This is a genomic window from Marinilabiliales bacterium (assembly GCA_007695015.1).
GTDB lineage: Bacteria > Bacteroidota > Bacteroidia > Bacteroidales > PUMT01 > PXAP01.
Genome location: REEN01000029.1, coordinates 24,752 through 51,123, shown reverse-complemented (window position 1 = coordinate 51,123; position 26,372 = coordinate 24,752). Strand labels below are relative to the sequence as shown.

Sequence of the window (26,372 nt, the reverse complement as noted above, 5' to 3'; positions counted from 1 at the left end):
TATCAACTATCAACCTGGCCTTCTGCACCAGAACCTTCCTGTTTTTCACCTTCCGGCTTATCTCCTTCGCCTTCGCCCTCTCCTTCGACAGCTTCTTCGCCTTCAGCCTCCTCTTCTTCATCCGTCAAACCACGTGCAGCTCTTGTAAGCTTGACTGATGCTATCACAAGGTTTGGAAAATCAAGCAATTCCAATCCTTCAAATTCAAGTTCACCCACTTTAACCGACTTGCCCAGCCCTATGTTGGTAACATCAACATTCAGAATGTCGGGCATGTCTTTTGGAAGGCCCCTTACCCTTAGCCTGCGGGCCTCAAGAGCAAGCTTCCCCCCATGCTTTACACCTTCAGGCACTCCATGCAGCTGAACAGGCACATCTATTGAAACGGGCCTGTCTTCAAATACCTGGAAAAAATCCATATGCAGAATCCGGTCTGTTACCGGATGAAACTGAATATCCTGAAGAACCGCATCATAAACCTTTCCCTCAATGTCAAGCTTCAGCAGAAAAACCTTGGGGCTGTAAACCAGGTGCCTGAAATCATTCTCGGGTGCGGTAAAATGGATGTTTTCACCTCCCCCGTAAAGCACACAGGGCACACCACCCTGTTTTCTGAGCTTTCTGGAATCCTTCTTGCCTACCGACTCGCGCAGGCTGCACTTAATCTCTAACAACTTCATCAATGAAAATTTAACTATTAATAATGGGTGCTACTTAGTTCCGGATTAAGAGAAAAACATCGCGGACCTCCATCACACCATTGCCTGTAAATTTTGAGGTGCAAATATAGTAAACTTAGACAATAAAAGTGGAACTGATTGACTGGTAATTGTAAACTTTGCCAATAACCTCGGCAAACAGGTCGGCCACGGTAAGGACCGTAATCTTGTCAGATTTTTGTTTCAACGGTATTGTATCCGTCACAACAACCTCGCGTAGAGAAGACTTTTCAATTTTTTCAATCGCCTGCCCTGACAGAACCGGATGTGTTGAAACTGCCCGCACCGAACTGGCTCCTTTCTGCATCATCAGGTCGGCAGCCAGAAGCAATGTGCCGGCCGTATCGATCATGTCATCAACTATCACCACGTTCTTCCCCTCCACATCACCTATTATGGTAATCTCATCAACGAAGTTGGCCTTTTTCCTGAGCTTGTAGCAGATGACCATTTCTGAATTAAGAAAACGTGAATAGGCATTTGCCCGCTTGGTTCCTCCCATATCGGGAGCCGCTATCGCCAGGTTGTCCAGTTGCATTTTCTTAATGTAGGGAACAAATATGGCTGAAGCATAAAGGTGGTCGACTGGCACGTCGAAGAACCCCTGTATCTGGTCTGCATGCAGATCCATGGTCATTATCCTTGAGACTCCGGCCTTGGAGAGAAGGTCGGCCACCAGTTTTGCCCCGATCGATACTCTCGGCTTATCTTTCCTGTCCTGCCGGGCAAAACCGAGGTAGGGAATTACCGCAACAACCTTGTAGGCAGAAGCCCTTTTCGCAGCATCTATCATGAGCAGCAGCTCAAAAAGATTTTCAGTCGGCGGGAAAGTGGATTGAACGATGAAGACCACACAACCTCTTACCGATTCATCAAAACATGGCTGAAATTCACCGTCGCTGAACTGGATCACGGAAGACTTACCGAGTTCCATGCCGTAGCTCTTGGCAATTTTGTCGGCAAGATACATTGAAGACTTGCCTGAAAAGAATTTGATCGGAGCTTTATGGGTCATTTTGGCTATGATTATTATTACGATATCAGGGTTGCAAAAATAAATATTATAAGCAAATATTTCTAATTTCCGATGGCAGCATAATTATAGTTCCCATTTTCAATATATCCAAGGATCTCCTCCCGCCCCCTGTAGTCGTTCACAGACGCACAAAACCAGGGCGGAGGTGTTTCCCACTCCTGTTCCAGGCGTTTCAGATAAACATCTACATTTCTCTGCAGGAGCGCGGGCGACAATTTGTCGCTTTTCGTGAATACAATAGCAAAGGGGACCCCGTTATAACCGAGTGAATTAATGAAATTCAAATCTGATACCTGCGGCTCATGCCTGGAATCAACAAGGACAAACAGCGACACAAGGTTTTCACGCACTCTTATATAACTCTCTATCAGCCTGCCGAAACCCTTTCTTTCACTGCGTGAAGTCCGCGCATAACCGTACCCCGGCAGGTCGGCCAGGTACCACTGGTCATTGATCAGGAAATGATTCACAAGCTTTGTCTTTCCTGGAGTTGAGGAGGTCTTTGCCAGCCTTTTGTGACCTGTGAGCATATTTATCAGCGAGGATTTACCGACATTTGACCTGCCGGTAAAAGCATATTCGGGTATGTCCGGTGGAGGAAACTGACCGGCAGCGGCCGAGCTTTTGACAAATTCTGCACTTTTTATAACCATTGGCGGATTATCAGCGTTAATTTTTTATGTACACTTCAAGTATCTCTGTAATTGCACTGGTTTCAAGCACCACCTCATCAAGAACGGCAGGTATCAGCACTGTTTCTCCCCCCGAAACCGCAACTCTATCCTTTCCGCCATTATATATAATATTATACCCACCCTTTGTGCATATATGAATTACAAATGAATCGGCAAGGCTGTAATCACGCGGGAGTCTCCGTCTGAACAAGAGGCGCTGTGTCGTGAACCACTGGCAGTCAGCCAGCAATACAGGCACATCCTCCCGGCCGGAAACAACTGTCTTGTAATCATTATGACATGTATAGTCGATCGCATCAAGCGCAAGATCGACATGAAGCTCCCGGGACTTTCCTTCAGAATCAACCCTGTCCCAGTCATATACCCTGTAGGTAATATCGGAGGACTGCTGTATCTCGGCAAGTACTATCCCCTTGCCAATTGCATGAATTCTACCGGCAGGCATAAAGAAAACATCCCCAGGAACCACCTTTTCAAAGTTAAGCAATTCAGGTAAGTTACCGCTATTTAATTTCTCCTGGAAAATGCCGCGGCTCACCTCTCTGCTGAACCCTGAGATCAATTCAGCACCCGGCTCAGCATCGAGCACATACCACATTTCAGTTTTACCCCTTCCGTTGTGACGGGTCCCGGCAAGTTCATCATCTGGGTGCACCTGTATGGAAAGGTTTTCATTGGCATCAATAAGCTTGATCAACAGCGGGAATTCAATTCCATAACGGTCGAAAACCTTTTCTCCGACAAGATCACCCATGTAAACCTCTGTCAGCTCCTCAATGGAATTACCCTGTAAAAAGCCATTGGCTGCAACTGACAATTTGCCAGGGTAACCAGAAATCTCCCAGCTTTCACCAATTCTGGCCTCCGGAGGGAAACTCTTGTTGTATTTCTTTTGCAGTTTGTCTCCTCCCCAGATCATTTCCCTGGGTATCGGGGTGAATTTAAGCGGGTACAATGCTCGCATTAGGCTCTCGTTTTAAGTTTCACCTCCGGCCGGCCATTATGACCGACGTAAAGTTTATGGTTTTAAAATTAATTATATTTTTGAAGAAAAAAGAAATATGCTGATTGTCGGTATTGCAGGAGGGTCAGGTTCAGGAAAAACAACTGTTGTCAGGAAGGTTATGTCAAGCCTGCCTGAGAACAAAGTGGTGCTGATACCCCAGGACTCCTATTATCGTGACAATTCACATCTGCCGCCCGCCGAAAGGCAGAAGATAAATTTTGACCACCCGAGGGCTCTTGAATTCAGTCTGCTGATCAGGCATGTAAAAATGCTACGCGAGGGCAAGGCAATACAACAGCCCGTATATTCCTACCTTACATGCACCCGATCGGAAGAGACCATGGAGATCATGCCGAAACAGGTAGTAATAATAGAGGGTATCCTTATTCTTACAAGCCGCCTGCTCAGAGAGCTAATGGACATAAAAGTATTTGTCGACGCCGATGCCGATGACAGGCTTTCCAGGGTGATATCAAGAGATATCAGCGAGCGGGGCAGGTCTGTTACCGCAGTACTCGACCGGTACAATAAAACGGTTAAACCAATGCACCTTCAGTTTATCGAACCCACAAAAAGATATGCAGATATCATTATTCCGCAGGGCGGAAACAACAAGGTGGGGATCAATATCCTTACCGAAATTATAAGAAGCAGCCTGAACAACCGCAAAACGCGATAATAATTATTCACGACTTCAGACTGCTGTGAATTCCAGCACTGCCTCAACAAATGCAGCGGGTTGTTCAGCATGCAGCCAATGCCCTGCACCGTTTATGGTAACAATTTTAGCTGAAGGAAAGATCCTTTCAATGACCTCAATATCCTCATCAAGAACATACGCCGACTTACCGCCCCTGATAAAAAGGACAGGAAACCCGGTGAGGGGAAACTCCGGATCAAAGCAATCGGAGTTAACCCCGTCCATTATATTATCAAGCTCCTTTATAAGCACGTCCAGGTTCAGAGTCCACCGGTAACTACCGTCATCACCCCTGTCAAGGTTTTTCATGAGGAATCCTCTTATCCTGGCAGATTTAATGGTGGCCTGCAGCATATCATCAACATCCCTGCGCGTTCCTGCAGAAGAAACATCTGCCTTCTTCATCGCCTGCAGGATATCATGATGATTTAGCGGTTCTTCCCTGTAGAGGTCTTTGTAGGACTTGGGTGCAATATCTGCTACGATCAGCTTCTCAATACGGTCGGGATGATGCTGTGCAAAACACATGGCAGCCTTGCCGCCCATGGAATGCCCGATAATGACCGGCTTCTCAATGCCGGCATCATCAATGAATTCCAGGATATCATTTCTGATCATCTCATAAGTGTGGTTCCTATCATGCGGTGATCTTCCGTGGTTTCTGAGATCGGGCAGCCAGACCTCAAAATGGCCGGACAGCGATTTGGCAACACTCATCCAGTTATCTGACGAACCGTAAAGGCCGTGTAAAATTATCAATGGCCTACCCGACCCTGTTTTTCTGTAAAACAGCTTCATGATACAAGATATAATTATTACCCGGTCATATGCTGCCGGATCGTGCACCCTTAAGCTCAAGTTGCCGAAGGTACATCTGGATCACATTTTCAAGTCCGAAATAAATAGCATCGGAGATGAGGGCGTGGCCGATCGAGACTTCCAGGAGTCCCGGCACCCTGCCGGCAAAATAGCCTAAATTTTCAAGGTTCAGGTCATGCCCGGCATTAATACCCAGCCCGGCTTCACCGGCCATTTTTGCAGCAGCTGTAAAGGGCTCTGCCGCCCCAGCTGGATCTGCCGGGAAATGCCGTGCATAGGGTTCGGTGTAAAGCTCGATCCTGTCGGTGCCAGTCAGTGCCGCATGTTCAATATGGTTCAGATCGGTGCCGGTAAAGATCGATGTCCTTATACCATGTTCATGAAACCTTGCAATAACCTCGGTAAGGAAGCCCCTCTGCGAGATGGTATCCCATCCCTCACTCGAGGTAATAGCATCGGGAGGGTCAGGCACCAGCGTTACCTGGTGAGGCATTACTGATAAGACAAGCTGAATAAAAGATTCAGACGGGTATCCCTCTATATTGAACTCGGTAGTGATCAGAGGCCTGATATCACGAACATCCTGGTACCTTATGTGCCGCTCATCGGGGCGCGGATGCACCGTTATACCATGTGCCCCGAAGTCCTGGCAATCCACCGCCGCTTTAATCACATCAGGTATATTTCCGCCCCTGGCATTCCTCAATGTGGCAATTTTGTTTATATTTACGCTTAATCGGGTCATGGCACGTTGTTTGTTCATACAGAACACAAAATTAGTGCTAATTTACAACAAATAAAACCGGATATGCTAGCCAGGGAACTTGTATCAGATGTTATTCCGGCACTCCGAACCTCCGACACCGGAGCCCGTGCACTCAGCTGGATGGAAATATTCCGGATATCCCATCTTCCCATTGTCAATAACCAGGAGTTTCTCGGACTTATCTCAGATACCGACATATACGACCTTGGCATGACCGACGAACCTATCGGAAATCACAAGCTGTCGCTGTTCAGTCCCTTTGTGTATGATCACCAGCATATTTACGAAGTGATTGAGATTGCCTCCCGCCTCAGGCTGACTGTCATACCGGTTCTTGATGAAAAGAAGAGCTATACAGGACTGATCGGACAGAATGACCTGCTGGCCCATTTTGCAACTCTTACAGCTGTCAGTGAACCCGGAGGGCTTATAGTGCTGGAGATGAACCACCACGACTACTCAATAAGCCAGATAGGCCAGATCATTGAAAGCAACAACGCCAGGATACTTAGCCTCTATACGCGGAATACGGAAGACAGCACCCTTATGGAAGTAACGATCAAGATCAACCGAACCGACCTTACACCTGTCATCAGGACATTCCAGAGGTATGACTATAACATCAAGGCATCATATATGGATGACGAAAACCTTGACGGTTTTTACAAAAACAGGTATGAACAGTTCATGCGTTATCTGAACGTTTAATAATACTCAGTCAATGCAGATATCTGTATACGGACGGCAGTTCAACCCTCATTTCAATGATTACGCGAAGAGGTTGTTTACAAAGCTCCGGGAGAACAGACTCCGTATATCCTTATATGAACCTTTCTACGATTTCCTCGTCAGGAAAGCAGGTATTGACCCTGAGCCGGAAGCCATTTTTAATTCACATGATGATCTTGACAGGTCAAGTGATTTTATCTTCGCAATCGGCGGTGACGGAACAATTCTGGAGACCATAACGTTGGTAAGGGATTCAGGTATTCCGGTACTCGGGTTCAACAGCGGCAAACTGGGATTCCTTGCAAATATCTCAGGGGATGATATTGATAAAGCAATAGGGGCGGTAATGACAGGCAACTATACCACCGAAAAAAGAAGCCTGCTTCAGTTGCAAAGCCCCGAAAAGTTATTCAGCGTATTTGACTGCGCACTCAATGAGTTCACCATCCAGAAAAAAGATTCAACCATGATAACGATCCAGGCCTGGCTGAACGATCATTTCCTGAATTCCTACTGGGCAGACGGACTTATCATCTCAACACCGACAGGATCAACGGCATATTCATTAAGCGCAGGGGGACCATTGCTGACCCCTGATACCGGCGCCATTATTATTTCACCTATTGCCCCGCATAATCTTACCGTGAGGCCGATTGTAGTTCCCGATAACAACACAATAAGGCTCAGGGTAACCGGAAACAGACCGGAGTTCCTGCTTTCGATGGATTCCAGGAGCAGACTGGTAGCAATGGAGACTGAAATTGTTATCAGGAAACCGGATTACTATATCAACCTGATCAGACTCAACAGCCAGGATTTCTACACTACGCTTCGAAATAAACTTATGTGGGGAGCTGATAAAAGGAACTGAAACAGATGACTAAATTCGCCTTTATTACCCGGTTGCCGGCAATAATTAAGACCCCACTAATGTTTTATTACCACTTATTTTCATTAAATTTGCAGTCCTAAAAAACAGAAGATGCGCATCGGTATCCTGGTCACCCTTCTATTTCCGGTTATCCTGGCATTGCCTGCAGAGGGACAGAGCTGGCGGTCCCTGCCCTATGAGCTCTACGCGGGTATCGGCCCGGCAAACTACTTTGGAGATATCGGGGGGACAGCAGATGAGAATAACTGGTTCGGATTAAAAGACCTGGATCTGTTAAGGAGCAGACCGGGTTTCATCGCCGGACTCAGGTACATCCCGGGCAACTATTTTGGCATAAACGGAAGTGCTGCACTGGGATGGCTGAGCGGTGACGATGCAGGTGGAAGGAACGAAGCAAGGGGGTATGTTTTCAACACGACATTCCTTGAGCTGGCTGCCCGGGGTGAGTTCTTCCCCGTAAAGGACCTGAGGTTTCTCAGGGGAGTAGACAGAAGGGGGCTGGTCAGGAACTATGGAACCATCTCTTTTTATCTTTTCGGCGGAGCCGGGGCAATAGTCTATTATGTAATACCTAATGAAAGTCTCAAAAACAGAAGGGAAAGGGACAACATTGACCACGGGATGGTCACGATGGTGCTGCCGGCCGGAATCGGTGCAAAACTTGGCATCAGCAATCATATGGATATAGGTTTTGAGATAGGGGGACGCTATTCACTGAATGATTACCTTGACGGCTTTACAAGTCCCACTGCGACCGCAAATGATATATATTACCTGACAACTGTACAGATTATCTACAGGCTGACCGGACTGAGGCCGGAATAATTATAAATATTAAAGGAAATTATGATCAGAGCCGCTGCAATTTGTTTAATGCTGACACTTTTCGCCGGCAAGGGTTATTCCTCCGACGAGCTGGATGCCGGAATATTTGCAGGCACTTCCTATTACAGGGGCAACCTGAACCCGTCCCTTCATTTTCACAGGCCTTCACCTGCATTCGGAGCACTGATGAGATACAATTTCAATGAACACTATGCCCTCAAAATGGGTTTTAATTTCGGGCAGATCAGTGCAGAGGACACTGATTTTGAATATCCGCTAAACCAGGCAAGACAAGCCGGGTTTGTTAACAATTTTTATGATTTCTCACTTACCGGTGAGTTCAATTTCATGCCTTTCAAGGTTACCATATTCAGTAAACCAATAAGCACATATATTACAGCAGGTATAGCCTATACATTCGTTCCTGATGGAGATGGCCCGGCATCCACATACCTTAACCTGCCTTTCGGCGGAGGTGTAAAATACGGGATCAGCAGGAGGATTACAATCGGATTGGAATGGATTTTGAAGAAGAACTTCAGGGATGATATTGACGGAGTTAAAAGTTTCGGACAATTTGATTCTCCGTCTTTTATTCATAACAATGATTGGGTATCTTTGGCCGGATTTTTCGTTACTATAAAACCCTTTGAGCGCAGGGGCGACTGCCCGGTATACTGGTACTAAGCTTCAGTTTTATGACAGGAATTAAGGATAAAATAGACAAGAACAAGCTCCCGCGCCATATTGCCATTATCATGGACGGAAACGGCAGATGGGCCAAAGAGAGGGGCTCCCACAGGATATTCGGGCACCAGAACGGCGTCACTGCCGTTAAACAGGCCGTTGAGGGAGCCGGCGAGCTTGGCGTGGAATATCTGACGCTGTATGCATTTTCCAAGGAAAACTGGTGCCGGCCCCAGGAAGAGATAGATGCCCTGCTGGACCTTATGGTATCATCAATTAATTCTGAAAGCGAGGCACTAATTGAGAACAATGTCCGTTTATTGGTTATCGGCGACATGGATAACCTGCCGCCGGCAATTGTTGACAGGCTTATTGACGTAATTAACAAGACAAAAGAAAACACCGGGCTGACACTTATTGTCGCGCTGAGTTACAGTGCACGGTGGGAGATTGCAAGGGCAGCAAGGCTTATTGCAGAAGATGTCAGATCGGGCAGAATAGCCGGGAGTGATATTGATGAAGAAAAATTTGCCTGTTACCTTGCCACGGCAGACATACCTGATCCCGAACTTCTTATCAGAACAAGCGGGGAGTACCGGCTCAGTAATTTTATGCTATGGCAGCTTGCATATGCTGAAATGTATTTTACGCCCACTTTGTGGCCCGATTTCCGGAAAAAGCATTTGTACGGCGCAATTGCTGATTTTCAGAAAAGAGAGAGAAGGTTTGGTAAAACAAGCGAACAATTAAACTGCGATTGATTTATGCTGGCAAAAAAATTAACGTCTTTTGTTTTCTTCATGCTTGCCCTGGTTTGTATGCTACCCGACGGTAAAGCACAGACAGACTACCCGGCCTTGCCGGTTATGGATTACTCCAGGGCCAGGGAATATGTAATAAGGGAAGTTACAGTATCCGGAATTCAGCATCTTGACCCGGGTGTTGTAGTAAATGCATCCGGCCTGACAAGGGGCAGAAGGATCACTGTACCAGGAGATGACATAGCTGAGGCGATCCGAAAATTATGGGATCAAAGGCTTTTCTCAGATGTAAGGATAACTACCACCCGGATTGAAGGCACTGAGATAGACCTCAATATATGGCTCCAGGAGCCACCCCGGTTGTCGGCCCTGAATATCGAGGGGCTTAGAAGAAGCGAACTGAGGGATATTGAAGACAAGATAAGATTGAGGACCGGCAGGCTCGTTGACGAAAATACGCTCAACAACACCAGGGATATTATTCAAAAGCACTTTGTCGAGAAAGGGTTCCTCAATACCGAGGTTGATATCAGGATGGAGGATGACCCGGTACAACCCAACAGGGTAATACTGTACATTGATGTCGATAAAAATGAGAGGGTCAGGATTTCCGACATCTATTTCATTGGCAATGAGAATTTCACCGACCGCCGGCTCAGAAGGGTCATGAAGAATACAAACAAGCGAAACCTTAACATCTTCAGAACCTCAAAGCTGGTAGCAGAAGACTACAGGGAAGATAAACAGAACCTGATTTCATTCTACAACGAACACGGATTCAGAGATGCCGTCGTAGTTTCAGATACCATTTACCATACCGAGGAGAACAGGATCAATGTCGGGATAGAAATTGAGGAGGGGATCCAATACTATTTCAGGGATATTACATGGGTGGGCAACACCAAGTACCCTGCCGAATTTCTTACCGCCGTGCTCGGCATTGAAAAAGGAGAGGTGTACGACCAGACAAAGCTCTATAACAGGCTGCGGCTGGATGATGATGCTGTAAGTTCCATTTATCTTGATGATGGTTACCTGTTCTTTCAGATCAATCCGGTTGAACTCCGGATCGATAATGATTCTATCGACCTGGAAATGCGCATACGCGAGGGAGACCAGGCAAGGATAAACCGGGTGCTTATATCAGGGAACACGAAGACCAACGAGCATGTGATAAGACGGGAGATAAGAACCAAGCCCGGGCAGCTTTTCAGTAAGACCAACCTTATGCGTTCGCACAGGGAAATATCCAGTCTGGGGCATTTTGATCCGGAAAGGCTGGAAATAAACCCTTTGCCCAATCCGAATGACGGAACAGTTGACATAGAATATGTTGTAGAGGAGAGGGCAAATGACCAGCTTGAGATTTCAGGCGGCTGGGGCGCCGGCATGCTGATAGGGACCATCGGTGTTCGCTTCAATAATTTCTCTACAAGAAATATCTTTAACAGGGAGGCTTGGAGGCCTCTTCCCTCAGGTGACGGACAGACACTGAGCATCCGGGCCCAGTCCAACGGCAGCTACTACCAGGCATACAACCTGACCTTTGTCGAGCCATATGTTGGAGGCACCAGGCCCAACTCACTCTCCTTCTCGGTCTATCACACCATCCAGACCAACAGGTATAACCGCAGGGTACAGGACTGGTCATCCATAAAGATCTCCGGGGCTTCGCTGGGTATGGGAAGAAGGCTGGACTGGCCCGATGATTTCTTCACACTTTACAACGAGATCAGCTATCAGAATTATGAACTGGATGACTGGTTCGGCCAGTTCCTGTTCCAGGACGGGAGTTCAAACAACTTAAGTGTAAGAACATCCTTCGGGAGAAACTCAGTTGACCAGCCGATATATCCGCGCCGTGGTAATTCCTTCAACCTTTCACTCCAGATAACTCCGCCATATTCACTTCTGAGTGACAAGGATTTTTCCTCTATGCCGGCCAGCGAAAAATACAAGTGGATAGAGTACCATAAATGGACATTCAGGAGCAACTGGTACACAGCACTGACCGGGAACCTCGTCCTTAGCGCCGGTGCCCAGTTCGGGATCCTGGGTTATTTCAACAGCGACATTGGCCCGTCACCCTTTGAGAGTTTTGATCTGGGCGGTGACGGCATGTCCGGGTATAACCTCTACGGCAGGGAGACTATCGGACTGAGAGGTTATGAAAATGGCTCACTGACTCCGATAGTAAGGGGACACAAGGCAGGTAACATCTACAACAAGTTCACCATGGAGCTGAGGTATCCTGTCTCAACAAATCCCAACGCATTCATATACCCTCTTATCTTCGTTGAGGCGGGCAATGCCTGGTATGATTTCAAGGAGTTCAATCCGTTTGCGGTCAAGCGTTCGGCAGGTGTCGGACTCAGAGCCTTCCTCCCGATGTTCGGTCTGCTTGGTATTGACTGGGCCTACGGGTTTGACCAGATACCCGGCAGGCCGGGTGCGAGTGGCAGTCAGTTCCATTTCGTTCTGGGACAGCAATTCTAATAACCATTTAACCTTATACTCATGGACAGTAAGCAAAAAATCATCGATACCAGCAAAACTATTGCAGGTAAACGGGCAATTACCGGTTTCACAATCCGGCTGGCCCTAATGGCGCTGATGCTGGTTGTTACAGCGCATATAGCTTCAGCACAGCGATTCGCATGGGTTGACAGTGAATATATTCTCAGCAATATACCCGAATACAGGGCAGCACAGGAGCAGCTGGAAAAACTTTCAGCCGAGTGGCAGAAAGAGATAGAGGAGAGATACCAGCAGGTTGAAGCCCTCTACAGAACCTACCAGAATGACAGGGTGCTTATGAGCGAAGAGATGAGGAGAAAAAGAGAAGACGAGATAGTCAACATGGAGGCTGCGGCTGCCGATCTTCAGAGAAAATACTTCGGTCCGGAAGGAGAGCTATTCAACAGCCAGGAGGAATTAATAAGACCAATTCAGGACAGGATATACAAAGCCGTGGAGAAAATGGCACAGGATGGTAACTACGCGGTGATATTCGATACCGCCAACTCACCTACCATGCTCTATACAAATCCCCGCAACGATCTCAGTGATGATATCCTGAGAATGCTGGGCTACCGGAACTGAGATGGGGATTCGTAAAAACAAAGCATGGGGGTTCCATAAGTTCAAGGCACTGAATACCGTTAGCATACCAAACATAATTCATTGATTATTAACTTCATTAACCTACTCTACACAGATGAAACTTTTACTAAAGGCAATACTTGTCACCACACTGCTGGCTGCCGGACCAATGGCAACCGCCCAGAACGTTAAGTTCGGACATATTAACTCATCACAGTTGCTCAGGATCATGCCCGAAAGGGAGGCTGCCCAGAGACAACTCGAACGTGAAGCCAGAAGCCTTGGTGAAGAGCTGGAGAAACTCCAGGTCGAATACAACAATAAACTCCAGAATTACATTGAAGCACAGGATACCCTTACTAATGTGGTAAGACAACTTCGTGAACGTGAACTGAGAGAACTTCAGAACAGAATTCAGGAGTTCCAGGCAGGAGCGCAGGAAGACCTTCAGATGAGGGAAATGGAGCTGATCCAGCCTATCTTTGAAAAGATAGAGAAAGCCATATCAGAAGTTGCACGGGAAAGAGGATATATTTACGTATTTGACATAGATGCCAACGCCATTCTTTACTTCAGCGACGATAGCGAAGATATCCTTCCCTACGTAAGGGAAAAGATGGGGCTGTAGCAGCTATGACCAGACTGAATACCGGTCCCATAGGCATATTTGATTCGGGGGTTGGGGGACTTACGGTGGCAGCGGCCGTAAAGCAGATCCTGCCTGAGGAGACGATAATCTATTTCGGCGATACCGCTCACCTTCCTTACGGGGACAAATCGTCTGAGGCAATCTTGCATTACAGCAAAAAAATAAGCGATTTTCTTCTGGGACACAACTGCCGGGTCATACTGGCGGCATGCAATACGGTTTCGGCTACGGTATGGAGTGAACTGGAAAGCTATATTGGTGAGCGTGCAATTGCAGTGAATGTGATCGATCCCGTTGCAAACAGGCTTGCAAACACGTTATCAGGATCTACCGTAGGCGTAATAGGAACGAAGAACACTGTAAATTCGGGAGCCTACCCCGAAAAGATCAATAAGGTACGCGGGGATGTAAGGGTCCGCTCCCTGGCAACCCCCCTGCTGGTTCCCATGATAGAGGAGGGATTCGTGTATGATGACATAAGCAATGCGATAATCAGGACCTACCTCTCCGATTCACGCCTCAAGGGGATCGACACCCTGATACTCGGTTGCACCCATTACCCCATAATCAGGAACCAGATCAGGAAATTCTACGATTTCAAGGTTGATGTGATCGATTCGGCAATGATGGTTGCCGAAGAGCTCAGGGACCTGATCGAAAAAAATGAAGCACACATGAACGGGCAAGCCGGCTGCACCGGAGCAGCCAGCCGGGAATGCGGCGATGTGCGGCAGGGCAACACAAATGATGCCGGCGATTTTCGGCATGGCAATACAAAGGATGGCGGCGATGTGCGGCAGGGTGATCCGGTAACCGGCGACAGGTTCTTCGTGTCAGACCACACCGAATACTTTTCGAGAATTGCGGCGATATTCTTTGAAAAGGAGATCGCACTTGAGAAGCACGACCTCTGGAAATAGATCACTCCCGGTACCAATCGGCATATCGCAGATAGTTCCCGGAGTGTCTTTCTACCATTTCGGCAATCTGTTGCCTCTCAATTTCCTTGATGCGGCGGGCAGGCACCCCTCCGTAAATAGTGCCCGATTCAACCCTGGTCTTTTCAAGCACCACGGCTCCGGCAGCTATGATCGCATCCGGCTCAACAACCACGTCGTCCATTAAAACAGCACCCATCCCGACCAGTACATTATCTCCTATATGGGCACCGTGAACAATCACATTGTGACCGATCGATACATTGTTGCCAATAACAATGGTTGTCTTTTCAAAGGTGCAGTGCATTACTGAATTGTCCTGTACGTTTACCCTGTTGCCGATCCGTATTGAGTTTACATCTCCCCTGATTACTACGCCGAACCATATGCTGCATTCATCTCCGGCAACAACATCACCAATAACCGTGGAATTATCAGCCAGGTAACAATTACTGCCGAAACGGGGTGTGAACCCCCTTACTGTTTTAATTAGCGCCATACCTTTTTTTATGCAAATCTGATAAATTTTAACCTGTCTGCCATCCAATTCATGCTGTAAAACATCCACATCCAATGATGATTTTAATCATATCAGTTTGTATGCCGTTGTATTACAATCTCTTGATGGCTTGCGCCGGGGACCCGAAAGGCCAAAAAAAAATATAATTCATAACCTCATAATAGAGAAAATAGTATTTTTGCATAAAAGATATATCCGTTTATTACCAAATATTTATCGCCTTTATTTAACAATAAGGTTCAGGTTTCCAGTATTTCCTAATTTCAATACCGCATAATGACTAAAAAGGCAACTTTCAAGAACAGGGAATCGGTCGTAATAAAGTTCGTTGGCGACTCGGGTGACGGTATGCAGCTTGCAGGCACCCTTTTCTCAGATACCGCTGCAGTATTTGGAAATGATCTTTTTACGTTTCCCGATTACCCCGCCGAGATAAGGGCGCCTCACAATACCCTGGCAGGCGTATCAGGTTTCCAGGTTCAGATAGGGAGCGAAAAGATCTTTTCACCCGGTGATTTATGCGACATCCTTGTTGCGATGAACCCGGCATCATTAAAAACAAATCTTAAATGGGTAAGGGCTGGTGGCATCATAGTGACCGATGCCGATGCATTCAACGAAAAGGCCCTTGAGAAATCAGGATATGAATCAAATCCGCTTGAAGACGGCAGTCTCGATGTATACAGACTGATCAAGGCCCCGGTATCAAGCATGACCAGGAGCAGCCTTTCACACCTTAAGGTGAGCGCCCGTATGGCTGAACGAAGCAGGAACATGATGGCACTGGGCATCGTCTCATTTCTGCTTAACCAGGATCTGGATGCAACTTTCAAGTTTCTTGAAGACAAATTCGGATCCAAACAACAGGTGCTTGAGTTAAACAAAACCGCCCTTTCAGCCGGCTACAATTTTGCCGAGACAATAGAGGCAATCGGCACAACATACAAAGTACCCAAAGCATCACTGAAGAAAGGAACATACCGCAATATCTCAGGTAATGTGGCAACGGCCTGGGGTTTTCTTGCAGCTTCAGAACGTTCGGGACGACCACTCTTTCTGGGATCATACCCCATTACCCCGGCCACTGAAATACTTATTGAGCTTTCACAGCAGAAGGCCCTTGGCGTAAAGGTGTTCCAGGCTGAAGATGAGATAGCAGGTATCTGTTCCGCTATCGGTGCAAGTTATACAGGCTCCCTTGCCATCACAACGACATCGGGACCCGGACTCTCTCTTAAGTCAGAGGCTATCGGACTGGCGGTAATGACAGAACTTCCCCTGGTAATCGTTAATGTTCAGCGGGCTGGGCCATCAACAGGCATGCCTACCAAATCGGAACAATCCGACCTCCTCCAGGCGCTGTACGGCCGCAATGGAGAATGCCCCGTGATCATAATGGCAGCATCCACACCGGCAAACTGCTTCTATTATGCTTATGAAGCCGCCAAGATAAGCATGGAACACATGACCCCCGTCATCCTTCTTACCGACGGATACCTCGGCAACGGCTCGGAGCTTTTCAGGATACCCCGGGTGGCTGATCTCCCTCCAATCAACCCACCGCTAGCAACGGCAAACGACGAAAATTACAAACCTTACAGGAGGGATCCGGAAACGCTCGTAAGGCAATGGGCGATACCGGGAACTGAAGGGTTGAGACACAGGATCGGGGGACTTGAAAAGACGGATATTTACGGTACCGTATCGACCGATCCACAGAATCACCAGATGATGACCGGAATAAGAGAAGAGAAGGTAATGAAGGTTGCCGAAAAAATCCCTCCCCAGAAGATAACGGGTGAGGAAACAGGCGACCTGCTCGTCGTAAGCTGGGGCGGAACAGAAGGATCTATCCTGACACCCGTAAAAGCACTTCAGAAAGAGGGCAAAAAGATCGGGCACGCACATTTCAACCATATCATGCCACTGCCCAAAAACACCAGGGAGGTGCTCCAGGGCTACCGGAAAGTCATCGTGTGTGAATTGAACAGCGGCCAGTTTGTCAAATACCTGAAAACCGAATTTCCCGAGATCAAATATCTTCAGTATAATAAGATACAGGGGTTGCCATTCTTTACCGGCGAACTTACTGAACTGTTTAACAAACTACTTGAAACCGAACAGACATGATCAGCAACCGCATTTTGCAATCGGAACAGGAACTCCGTAAAGAGGATTTTGTAAGCGATCAGATGGTCAAATGGTGTCCCGGATGCGGGGCGCATGCCATCCTTAAAGCTATTGAGAACGTGTTCCCGGAGATAGGCTACAAAAAAGAGAACTTCATGTTCGTATCGGGTATCGGATGCTCCTCCCGTTTTCCTTACTACGTAAACACCTATGGAATACATGGTATTCACGGCAGGGCTGCCGCCATAGCAACAGGGGTAAAGCTGGCCAATCCCGGACTGAGTGTTTGGATAGCTACGGGTGACGGCGATTCCATGGCTATCGGCGGAAACCATTTTATTCACATTATCAGGAGAAACCTGGATGTAAATATCCTGCTCTTCAACAACCAGATCTACGGTCTGACAAAAGGACAGTACTCTCCCACAACACCTATAGGAAGCATAACCCGGTCATCACCCCACGGAACCGTTGAGCATCCTTTCGTTACAGCGGGTCTTGTTATGGGTGCACAGGGAACTTTCTTTGCCCGGGTGCCGGACAATAATATTAAAATGATGACGGAGGTTATGTTTGAGGCTGCCAGGCATGACGGAACCGCAGTTATTGAGATATTGCAGAACTGCATCATCTTTGCCGACGGGACCCATTCACAGGTAACCGACAAGGAGGTAAGGGATGACTACCAGCTCCACCTCAAACATGGTGAACCTATGCTGTATGGCAAGAACAAGGAGAAGGGCATACAGATGAAAGGGCAAAAACTCCAGGGTGTTGTGGTGGGACTAAACGGAGTGGAGATAGAAGATATACTTATCCATGACCGGTACGAAAAAAATCCCGGTATCCACAGGATGCTGGGTAAGATGGGGCCTCCTGAACTGCCGGTGGCCCTTGGAGTTATAAGGTCGGCAGAATTTGAGACCTACGATGACATGGTCGAGGTCCAGATTGAGTCCGCCCGCGAACAAACCGAAATCAAATCTGTCGATGACTTGCTGGAAAGCGGTGAAACTTTTAATGTAAAATAATATGAGGGCTCTGATCCTGTTAGTTTTAATCCTGGCTGCCCCGGCAACAGTATCGCTGTCTTGCCAGCGAAGAGTTACGGGTGTTTCAGGGACAAATGATACCGGTGAAATGAAGGAGATTGAAATAACGCATATAACCCGTGGCCCTTTTTGCGGTGTTGAGCAGCAGCAAAACATTGCGGTAACCGACAACGCGCATTGGAAAGAGCTATGGACAACAGTTCAGCGCAACAGGCATCCGGCTGATGATCTGCCGGAGATAGACTTCAGCAGGCAAACAATAATTTGTGTCTTTTTGGGAACCAGGTCCACGGGAGGTTACAGTGTGGAAATACTTGGTGCATCATTGCAAGGGGATACACTCACCGTTCTTTACACTACAGAATCACCTGCACCCGGGGATATGGTCAGTATGGCCATTACACATCCCTGCCATATAGTTAGTGTTGATGTGACCGCTGAACAGGTGGAGTTTTCAAGGAAGGACTGATAAAACCCGGGCAGGTCTCACGTTAATTTCCGCTGTTCATATTTCCAAATCAACTTTCTCTGTAAACAATCCTTATAATTTATTTGTTTATGGCATACAATTTGGTGTTATTTTCAGTTATTAAGATATATTGTGTTGTTTAACTTCCCCGGAAACGGGTTACCAAATATACGGATAATGTCCAGCTTCAGGAATTCATTTGCAGGAACGAACGGACTGAACTACGGCAAACTGTTGTTGATTTTTATATTGCTGTTTTCGGGAAGCGACCTTTTTTCTCAGGGTTTCGGGCGTACAAAACCGGGATACAAGACTTTCGATTTCAATGTTTACAAAACGCCTAACTTCGAAATATATCACTATTTTCAAAATGATTCCGTTCTGCACGAGTTCGCCCTGATGAGTGAAAAGTGGTATTACCGGCATGCCAGGGTGCTTGGTGATACCATCAAGGACAGGAACCCGCTTATAATCTATGAGAACCACCCCGACTTTCAGCAGACTACTGCAGTAGGCAGCCTGATAGGGATTGGCACAGGAGGAGTTACCGAATCGCTAAAGAACAGGGTGGTAATGCCCATACTGGAAACCAGGGGACAGACCGATCATGTGCTGGGACACGAACTGGTGCATGCCTTCCACTTCAATGAACTGCTGCGAAACGATACGATGAATGTCTACTCCATAAGGAACCTTCCTCTATGGTTCATCGAGGGAATGGCCGAATACATGTCGATCGGAAGCGTAGACCCCAACACCGCCATGTGGATGCGCGATGCGATAATCAACGACGATTTTCCCACCCTCAGGGATATGACCACCAGTTACAGGTATTTTCCATACCGCTTCGGGCACGCTTTCTTTGCTTTTGTAGCGCGAACATGGGGAGACTCCATAATAATGCCGCTTTTTCAGCAGACAGCAAGATTTGGTTATGAGAGGGCAATAGAGAATGTGCTCGATATGAGGGCCAACACCTTTTCCGATGTATGGCAGTCATCATTCAGAATGCATTACGACGAGCTTATCAGAAACACCGACAGCGAGATGAGCGGCGAGAAGCTGATATTCGAGGAGACAGGCGGAAGAATGAATGTGTCACCGTCGGTAAGCCCTGATGGACAATACGTTGCATTCTATTCTGAAAAGAATGTGTTCACACTTGACCTGTTCATAGCAAACACAGATGACGGCAAAATAGTAAGAACCCTCACAAGCTCAACAAGGGATACCGATATTGACGGCTATAACTTCCTTGAGTCCATGGGCACATGGTCGCCCGACAGCCGTTATTTTGCCTATGTCGCCGTTAAAAAAGGCAGAAGCCACATTCTCATAACCGATATCAACAGGCCCCGCAGGACCAGGGAGATAAGCATACCCGGGGTTCCCTTCGTCAACAATCCCTCCTGGTCGCCCGACGGCAGGCATCTTGTCATGACCGGACTGGTTGACGGCGTCAACAACCTTTATCTTTATGACCTGGAAACCGGTGATGTTGAACAGATCACCAACGACCCCTACTCCTATGTACATGCATCCTGGTCGCCCGATGGCAGGTACATTGCCTATGCAACCGACAAGAAGCAGCCCGGCGACACCAGCACCGCAGTAACCTACAGTCTTAACCTGGGTATAATCGACACCCATGACAACAACAGGCGAAGGGTGCTGCCGGTTTTCAGGGGAGCAGACAATATCAACCCGGTATTTTCGGCCGATGGAAAATCCATCTATTTCCTGTCAGACAGCGACGGGTTCCGCAACCTGTACCGTTATGTCATAGATAATGAGGAGGTTTTTAGGGCCACAAATTACCCTACAGGCATAAGCGGCATAACTTCGTTATCGCCGGCTATCAGCATTGCACGTGAAACAGGCCTTATCACATATTCCTACTACTTTGGGGGAAATCACACCATCTATTCAGCCATGCCCGAAGACTTCAGGGAAGAGCCCGCTGATCCGGAACATATTGACATGCTTGCTGCAACCCTGCCCCCCTTCCAGCGTGTTGCGACAAATATTGTTGACCGCCTCCTGGCCGACAATGACAGGTTCCCCAGGTTTCCTGAAGAAGAATTCCAGCACCAGAAGTATGAGCCCAGGTTCCAGCTTGATTACATCGGGAACACCGGCGTTGGAATTGCCGTTAACAGCTATTACGGTACGGGCATGTCGGGAGGGGTACAGATGCTGTTCAGCGATATACTGGGTGACAACACCCTTTTCGGCGCCGTGGCCGTAAACGGGGAAATATATGACTTCGGCGGCATGTTCAGCTACATGAACCAGAAAAGAAAGATCAACTGGGGAGGTTCAATTTCTCATATACCTTACCGCACGGCATCCCTGGGCATCGAAGAAGAGAGAATATTCAACGAAGACAGCACGGCATACTATCTCCGCACCAATTTCCAGCTATATAACATCAGGACCTTCGAAGATCAACTTTCCCTTTTTGCCTATTATCCTTTCTCCATGTCAAGACGCCTGGAGATAGGCGGATCCATGGCAAGATATTACTACCGGATTGACAGGTGGAACCACTACTATGAAGGGGGTTTCTACAGGGGCGAATCACGCGAAAGGGTCGATGCCCCGCCCGGATTTAACCTTGCAAGGCTGAATCTGGCCTACGTGGGCGACAATTCTTATTTCGGACTTGCCTCACCGATGAGGGGACACAGGTACAGGATACAGGGTGATAAATACTTCGGAAGGCTTGAGTTTTATCAGTTACTGACTGATTACAGGCAATATTACTTCCAGAACCCTCTTAGTTTTGCGTTCAGGTTCTATCATGCCGGCCGTTACGGCCCGACTGCCGAGAATAATCTCTTTTGGCCCATGTATCTCGGATTCCCCGGGTTTGTAAGAGGGTACTCCTCGAACCAGTTTTACCAGCTTCAGTCTTTTCAGAATATTAATTTCTCTATAAACGACCTGATCGGAAGCCGTATGGCCGTGACCAATTTTGAGGTAAGACTTCCCTTTACTGGCCCCGAACAGCTGGCAGTAATCCAGTCCGGTATCTTCTTTACCGAGCTTGCCCTGTTTTTTGATGCAGGTGTGGCATGGACTACAGACACACGGCCTACATTGGATATAGATGATATGTCGCCCGACCGCAGGTTTCCGTTCTTCAGTACCGGACTGTCATTAAGGGTTAATCTTTTCGGTGCACTTATTATCGAACCCTACTATGCATTCCCATTCCACAGGAATGGTATCAGTGAAGGCGTTCTCGGCCTGAACTTCATTCCTGGCTGGTAGCGTTGCTGCTATGCAAGGTTGATGCCCCCGGGAATCTTTAATATCAGCGAATGACTTCCAGTAAAGGTGAACCCGTGGAGTAAGCCGGCCGCGATATATTCAGCAATATCGACACTGTCGGGGCAATATCCCTTACTGAAACCTCCCGCTTTATCTTATTCTGCTCAAACTTCCAGCCATAAAAAACCAGTGGCACATGGGGGTCGTAATCAACAAGTTCAATACCTTCGCCCGAAACACTCCTTTCATACCAGCCCTGGCGGAGATATATCATAAGATCGCCCGAGCGCGCCCGGTGGAAACCGGACTGCAACCTTGCGTTGATGCCCGAATTAAAATAGTTCCTGCTGAGAACATCCTCACTCACTGCACCGGCCACACCGGAAAGCTGGCCGAGGAACCTGGCGCTCCTTTCCTGTATATCCGCAAGGGGGATATTACTCCTCTCAATCAGATCATGGTTTAAATAAACCATACCTGCATTATAGGCCTGAACCCAGTCCCCCTCCCCATAGCTCACATTCAGGTAACTTCGAAGCAATGTCATTGCTATTCCGGGACTGAATATTCCCGATGGCTGCCGGGCTGCCTGCCGGTATGCTTCAGGGTAACCCGCCCCTTTGTCGGATGTAAGGAATACCAGAACGTTTGACATGCCCAGGTGATCATCCAAAAAACGCAGGAGATGAGCTATATCGAGATCGAGCCTGATATACGCATCCTGCAGCTCAGCGGAAAATGTTCCGTAGTAGCGGCTTATTTCAGCAGTGGCAGCAAAGCCGATCATTATTACATCTGTACTGCCGCCTTTACCGAGATTCTCGTTAAGGATAAGGTTCTGTGCAAAATCCCCTGTAAAGGTATTTCCGTATGGTGTTCGCCTGAGCATCCTGTAATCATCACCCCTTCTGCGCATGCGCCTGAGATCGTGCCTGAAGGGTGATGTGTTTTTTTCCGTTCCTTCAGGCCTGTATGACTGCCAGTGGGCAGCGGGTTCCCATACCCTGCCCAGGTAGGTTTCAGGAAGCATGCTGTTGTTGAAAACTCTTACCCATGATGGAAGTGAATCGAGATAAAACGTGCTGGTCATCCAGGAACCGCTTGAATTATCATACCACCATGAGGTGTTGGCAGAATAGCCTCCCGCCAGTATTGCTGCATAATCGTTAAGTGAAACCGAATAGACACGTGACCGGAAATCGGCCGCCTTCCGGAGCTCATCTCCAAAAGTACCTGACATCATAGACAGGGGTGATCGCATCCCGTTCTGAAATGTTCCTCCTACTGCAGCCCTCTGCCCGTCATATACCGGGTTCCTGAGCTCGTTTCTCAGACGGTCATACCAGGTATCAGCAATGATCCCGTGAACCGACGGATCGGAACCTGTTACAATGGTGGCATAGCCTGAAGCGGACTGGTTGACCATGTGGGAATAACGGGCATTGGTGAATGAGGTGCCCCCGGAGAAGAGCCTTTTAAAGCCATCGTCTCCGAACATGTCCCACATCCTGTCGACATAATCAAACCTCATCCTGTCAACAACAATTCCTACAACAAGATCGGGCCTGTCATCCTCTCTCCCCTGGCCGCCATTCAGTTCCAACACCCCGGCTAAGCCGGTTAACATCAAAAAAATCACCCTTTTCAACACACACATACTATCTATCCGTTTATTATCTGAAAAATAAAAAGCTAACCACAACCGCTCAGTTTGTGATAAAAATCCTACGGCCAAGAAAGGAGTCTCCGTAATCCATCCTTATGATATAAATACCCGGCCGTATACTGCCGGCATCAATCTTAAATATCAGCGCACCAGGACCGGCATACCCCCTGTAAACATCTTTCAATTTTCTTCCCGAAATGTCATATAGGCCAACCATTACAGGCAACTCCCCGGGCAATAATGCTTCTGCATGGATCAGGCCGCCTTTGGAGGACCGGATCTCAAGACTCGCATCAAATTCTCCCTGCCGGTCAAGTATATAGGTGGTAACCGGAACGAGCTGCACATTGAGAATGGTCGTGTCACGGTTCCACACCTGAACATTGTCAAATTGCCTGCTGTGATAACCTTCAGCAGAAAAAACAATGTCATAACTCCCCTCAACGGCCAGCCTGAAATACCACCCGGTCGAATCGCAGGAGTATACATGTGAGGAATCCCTGTCGTGACCCGGTATCTCTATCCTGGCTGCAACAGGCTCGCCTGTTGCAGCATCTGTAACCCGCCCCCTCAGACCGAACATTGCCTGTTCCATGTAACCCAGGAGCGACCGCCAATTGTATTCCCAGTAATCCGGCAGCCTGCCAGGCAACGGGTGCTTGGTGTCGCTGATCTCCATTGTAACCTCCCGGCCCCCGGTGTAGTAGGTGACAAAATCCTGCCTCCCGCCGTTGATCTTGTACCAGCCGGCCCCGTGCGTAACCCCGCCGAGCAGGGTCATATATCCGTCCGGACTGTAGTGCCAGGCGGTGTCAACGTATTCGCGGCATATGTAGTAAAACCATAAGTCGTCGGCATGGCGCCTGTCCCACGTATCCCACGGGTAATTCATTACCTCGGCCCCTGTGTGAATATTGGCCGACAACAAAAAATGTGTCTCTTCCATCAGATCCACCATAACAACTGTTTCGGGCTGACGGCCTTCAGTGTCATATTCGGTTTGGCCTGTCAGCGGGAAGTTCCTGTTAAGGTCGATATTATTTGCATTCCTCCGCCTGGGAGAGACAATTGTATTGCCGTCACCACCATGGTAGGCACCGTCGGGATTGGCCAGGGGATTTATCCATACCTCAACATTGTCGAGCAATCTCTCAACCATAGGATCGCCGGGGTACCCCCTGAGAAGATATTCTATGAGCCTGAGCATCAATACATATCCTACAGTCTCGTCACCATGCATTGTCGATGAATACATGAAGCGGGGTTTGGGGTGATCATGTTTCCTGTTACCGGTTAATACCAGGAACAGGATGCTGCGCCCCTCAACGGTGCCGCCTGCATCAACCAGGGTGCAGATATCCGGGTACTCTTCTGCCCACGATTCCATCATCTCAACATATTCCGAATAGAGAGGATAATAATTCCATTCTCCCTTTACGGGGAAGAAAACGTCCTTGTCTCTTTCGGCCTCCTCCTCCCGGTGAACCACCGGCAGAATAACCGAAAAAGGAATTCCCTGTCTGAGGAATAATTCAAACTCGGTACTGCAGACATTAACAATGGCCGTGTCGCCCGAATAGCTGCAAACCGACAGCATATTGCTTAACATGTTAACCTCATCCGGAGTGGCAGGGAAACTGAGATAGACTTCTCCTCTATGAATCAGCAGTTGCCGGGCCATGGCCGTATCATTTTCATGGGCCTCCTGTGAGTTGGCTGTCTGTAGTATTGTCAGCGCCGCCAGCAGTAGAATGAGCCGGCAGGATGCAGATGATCTCTTCAAATAAGGTTCCTGATCCATAACCCGGGATTTTTATACGTTAAACCTTATATTGAGCAGGTCGCCGTCTTTTACTTCATAATTCCGGCCTTCGACCGAAAGCTTTCCCTTATCCCTGCATGCTGCCTCAGAACCAAGTGAGACGAAATCATCATACGCTATCACCTCGGCCCTGATAAAGCCTCTCTCAAGGTCGCTATGGATGACACCTGCAGCCTGCTGAGCTGTCATGCCAGCCCTGATGGTCCACGCCCTCACCTCTTTCGGACCTACAGTAAAGAATGTCCGCAGGTCAAGAAGCCTGTATGCCGCCCTTATCACACGGTTAACACCCGGCTCAGCCAGACCCATATCCTGAAGGAACGCACTGCGGTCCTCCTCACTATCAAGCTCAGCAATATCGGCTTCAACGGCTGCTGCCACGGCAAGTACCTCGGCACGCTCACCCTCAAGAGCCTTTTCGACCTGACGTGAATACCTGTTTCCGTCTGCAGCAGAAGACTCATCAACATTGCATATATAGATGACCGGTTTGTCCGACAACAGGAACAGGTCGCCGGCATGCAGCCTGTCACCCGCATCAAGCGGAACGGTGCGCGCCGGCCTGAACGATTCCAGGTGTTCCCTGTAAACAGTCAGCGCTCCTGCAGCCTTCCCGGCCTCCTTATCACCTATTCTCACAAGCTTCTCCACCTTCTCAAGCTTCCTGCCAACAGATTCAAGGTCCTTGACCTGAAGTTCAAGATTGACCGTCTCAATATCCCTGACCGGGTCAACAGACCCCTCAACATGGGGAAGTGCATCGTCATCAAAACAACGTACCACATGCAACAGGGCATCGGTATTCCTTACATCGGAAAGGAACCTGTTCCCCTGTCCGGCTCCTCCTCCTTTTGCAAGGCCCGGTATATCGACAAACTCGATGGTGGTATGTACGATCTTTTTGGTGGGCTGCAGCTCCGCAAGCCTGTAAAGCCTGCTGTCTGGCACATGCACGACTCCGAGATTTGATCTTGTTCCACTGAATGCTGCCGTCGATGCTTCCGCCCTCGTGTTCGACATACAGTTGAAGAGTGTGGTTTTACCTGAATTTGCAAGCCCTACTATTCCACATTTTAAAGCCATCCTTGTCCTGCTGTTATTATTCCTTTCACC

24 protein-coding genes are annotated in these 26,372 nt (G+C 48.1%); 14 read left to right on the top strand and 10 right to left on the bottom strand.

The genetic code is table 11. From position 1 onward, the window contains the following. Nucleotides 1-2: 2 nt before the first annotated feature. From EA408_02300 to EA408_02285, 4 genes are all read right to left on the bottom strand, one after another. Nucleotides 3-680, bottom strand: coding sequence for a 50S ribosomal protein L25/general stress protein Ctc (locus EA408_02300; GenBank protein ID TVR74561.1), 678 nt, complete (start codon nucleotides 678-680; stop codon nucleotides 3-5). A gap of 115 nt (nucleotides 681-795) precedes the next feature. Continuing rightward, a complete protein-coding gene (locus tag EA408_02295; protein ID TVR74560.1) occupies nucleotides 796-1,734 on the bottom strand; it encodes a ribose-phosphate pyrophosphokinase in 939 nt (312 codons plus the stop codon). A gap of 62 nt (nucleotides 1,735-1,796) precedes the next feature. Next, complete coding sequence (locus tag EA408_02290) at nucleotides 1,797-2,408, bottom strand: YihA family ribosome biogenesis GTP-binding protein (GenBank protein TVR74559.1); 612 nt, start codon at nucleotides 2,406-2,408, stop codon at nucleotides 1,797-1,799. 16 nt (nucleotides 2,409-2,424) lie between these two features. Next, a complete protein-coding gene (locus tag EA408_02285) occupies nucleotides 2,425-3,414 on the bottom strand; it encodes a mannose-6-phosphate isomerase (GenBank protein ID TVR74558.1) in 990 nt (329 codons plus the stop codon). A 97-nt stretch (nucleotides 3,415-3,511) separates the two neighbouring features. Between EA408_02285 and EA408_02280 the strand changes: the two genes are divergently transcribed. Further along, nucleotides 3,512-4,135, top strand: coding sequence for a uridine kinase (locus EA408_02280; protein TVR74557.1), 624 nt, complete (start codon nucleotides 3,512-3,514; stop codon nucleotides 4,133-4,135). Between the two features lie 15 nt (nucleotides 4,136-4,150). Here EA408_02280 and EA408_02275 read toward each other — a convergent pair whose 3' ends face one another. Both EA408_02275 and EA408_02270 read right to left on the bottom strand, forming a co-directional pair. Further along, nucleotides 4,151-4,954 (bottom strand): alpha/beta fold hydrolase, encoded by an 804-nt coding sequence (locus EA408_02275; protein ID TVR74556.1) that lies wholly within the window; start codon nucleotides 4,952-4,954, stop codon nucleotides 4,151-4,153. Between the two features lie 25 nt (nucleotides 4,955-4,979). Next, nucleotides 4,980-5,720, bottom strand: a complete 741-nt coding sequence (locus tag EA408_02270; protein TVR74641.1) for a pyridoxine 5'-phosphate synthase — start codon at nucleotides 5,718-5,720, stop codon at nucleotides 4,980-4,982. A 63-nt stretch (nucleotides 5,721-5,783) separates the two neighbouring features. On the opposite strand from EA408_02270, the gene EA408_02265 reads away from it, so the two are divergent. The 9 genes from EA408_02265 (at nucleotide 5,784) to murI (ending at nucleotide 14,306) form a co-directional block, all read left to right on the top strand. After that, the gene (locus EA408_02265; protein TVR74555.1) at nucleotides 5,784-6,449 is read left to right on the top strand and encodes a CBS domain-containing protein; all 666 of its coding nucleotides are present in this window, start codon (nucleotides 5,784-5,786) and stop codon (nucleotides 6,447-6,449) included. Between the two features lie 13 nt (nucleotides 6,450-6,462). Next, nucleotides 6,463-7,341, top strand: a complete 879-nt coding sequence (locus tag EA408_02260; protein ID TVR74554.1) for an NAD kinase — start codon at nucleotides 6,463-6,465, stop codon at nucleotides 7,339-7,341. A gap of 111 nt (nucleotides 7,342-7,452) precedes the next feature. Beyond that, nucleotides 7,453-8,187 (top strand): hypothetical protein, encoded by a 735-nt coding sequence (locus EA408_02255; GenBank protein TVR74553.1) that lies wholly within the window; start codon nucleotides 7,453-7,455, stop codon nucleotides 8,185-8,187. 21 nt (nucleotides 8,188-8,208) lie between these two features. Beyond that, nucleotides 8,209-8,874 carry a hypothetical protein gene (locus EA408_02250; protein TVR74552.1) on the top strand — a complete coding sequence of 222 codons (666 nt, stop codon included), beginning with the start codon at nucleotides 8,209-8,211 and terminating at the stop codon, nucleotides 8,872-8,874. Nucleotides 8,875-8,885: 11 nt separating this feature from the next. Next, nucleotides 8,886-9,635 carry an isoprenyl transferase gene (locus EA408_02245; GenBank protein TVR74551.1) on the top strand — a complete coding sequence of 250 codons (750 nt, stop codon included), beginning with the start codon at nucleotides 8,886-8,888 and terminating at the stop codon, nucleotides 9,633-9,635. Nucleotides 9,636-9,638: 3 nt separating this feature from the next. Beyond that, nucleotides 9,639-12,131: an outer membrane protein assembly factor BamA gene (bamA, locus tag EA408_02240; protein ID TVR74550.1), complete on the top strand. Its 2,493-nt coding sequence runs from the start codon at nucleotides 9,639-9,641 to the stop codon at nucleotides 12,129-12,131. A gap of 108 nt (nucleotides 12,132-12,239) precedes the next feature. Next, entirely contained in the window at nucleotides 12,240-12,737 is a 498-nt protein-coding gene (locus EA408_02235; GenBank protein TVR74640.1) for an OmpH family outer membrane protein, read from the top strand. 115 nt (nucleotides 12,738-12,852) lie between these two features. Then, nucleotides 12,853-13,365: an OmpH family outer membrane protein gene (locus EA408_02230; protein TVR74549.1), complete on the top strand. Its 513-nt coding sequence runs from the start codon at nucleotides 12,853-12,855 to the stop codon at nucleotides 13,363-13,365. A gap of 5 nt (nucleotides 13,366-13,370) precedes the next feature. After that, entirely contained in the window at nucleotides 13,371-14,306 is a 936-nt protein-coding gene (gene murI / locus EA408_02225; protein TVR74548.1) for a glutamate racemase, read from the top strand. 1 nt (nucleotide 14,307) lies between these two features. On the opposite strand, the gene EA408_02220 is transcribed toward murI, so the two are convergent. Next, nucleotides 14,308-14,823 (bottom strand): gamma carbonic anhydrase family protein, encoded by a 516-nt coding sequence (locus EA408_02220; protein TVR74639.1) that lies wholly within the window; start codon nucleotides 14,821-14,823, stop codon nucleotides 14,308-14,310. Between the two features lie 297 nt (nucleotides 14,824-15,120). Here EA408_02220 and EA408_02215 point away from each other — a divergent pair, with 297 nt between their 5' ends. The 4 genes from EA408_02215 (at nucleotide 15,121) to EA408_02200 (ending at nucleotide 21,771) form a co-directional block, all read left to right on the top strand. Beyond that, nucleotides 15,121-16,974: a 2-oxoacid:acceptor oxidoreductase subunit alpha gene (locus EA408_02215; GenBank protein TVR74547.1), complete on the top strand. Its 1,854-nt coding sequence runs from the start codon at nucleotides 15,121-15,123 to the stop codon at nucleotides 16,972-16,974. Further along, nucleotides 16,971-18,005, top strand: a complete 1,035-nt coding sequence (locus tag EA408_02210; GenBank protein TVR74546.1) for a 2-oxoacid:ferredoxin oxidoreductase subunit beta — start codon at nucleotides 16,971-16,973, stop codon at nucleotides 18,003-18,005. The genes EA408_02215 and EA408_02210 overlap by 4 nt, the downstream gene beginning before the upstream one ends. A 1-nt stretch (nucleotide 18,006) precedes the next feature. Beyond that, nucleotides 18,007-18,495 carry a protease complex subunit PrcB family protein gene (locus EA408_02205; GenBank protein TVR74545.1) on the top strand — a complete coding sequence of 163 codons (489 nt, stop codon included), beginning with the start codon at nucleotides 18,007-18,009 and terminating at the stop codon, nucleotides 18,493-18,495. 177 nt (nucleotides 18,496-18,672) lie between these two features. Continuing rightward, nucleotides 18,673-21,771: a tolB protein precursor gene (locus EA408_02200; GenBank protein ID TVR74544.1), complete on the top strand. Its 3,099-nt coding sequence runs from the start codon at nucleotides 18,673-18,675 to the stop codon at nucleotides 21,769-21,771. Between the two features lie 43 nt (nucleotides 21,772-21,814). On the opposite strand, the gene EA408_02195 is transcribed toward EA408_02200, so the two are convergent. From EA408_02195 to ychF, 3 genes are read right to left on the bottom strand one after another with little or no spacing between them, the layout of a single operon-like run. Then, entirely contained in the window at nucleotides 21,815-23,428 is a 1,614-nt protein-coding gene (locus EA408_02195) for an alkaline phosphatase family protein (protein TVR74543.1), read from the bottom strand. A gap of 49 nt (nucleotides 23,429-23,477) precedes the next feature. Continuing rightward, nucleotides 23,478-25,238, bottom strand: a complete 1,761-nt coding sequence (locus EA408_02190) for a hypothetical protein (protein ID TVR74542.1) — start codon at nucleotides 25,236-25,238, stop codon at nucleotides 23,478-23,480. A gap of 12 nt (nucleotides 25,239-25,250) precedes the next feature. Then, complete coding sequence (gene ychF, locus EA408_02185) at nucleotides 25,251-26,342, bottom strand: redox-regulated ATPase YchF (protein ID TVR74541.1); 1,092 nt, start codon at nucleotides 26,340-26,342, stop codon at nucleotides 25,251-25,253. Nucleotides 26,343-26,372: the final 30 nt, after the last annotated feature.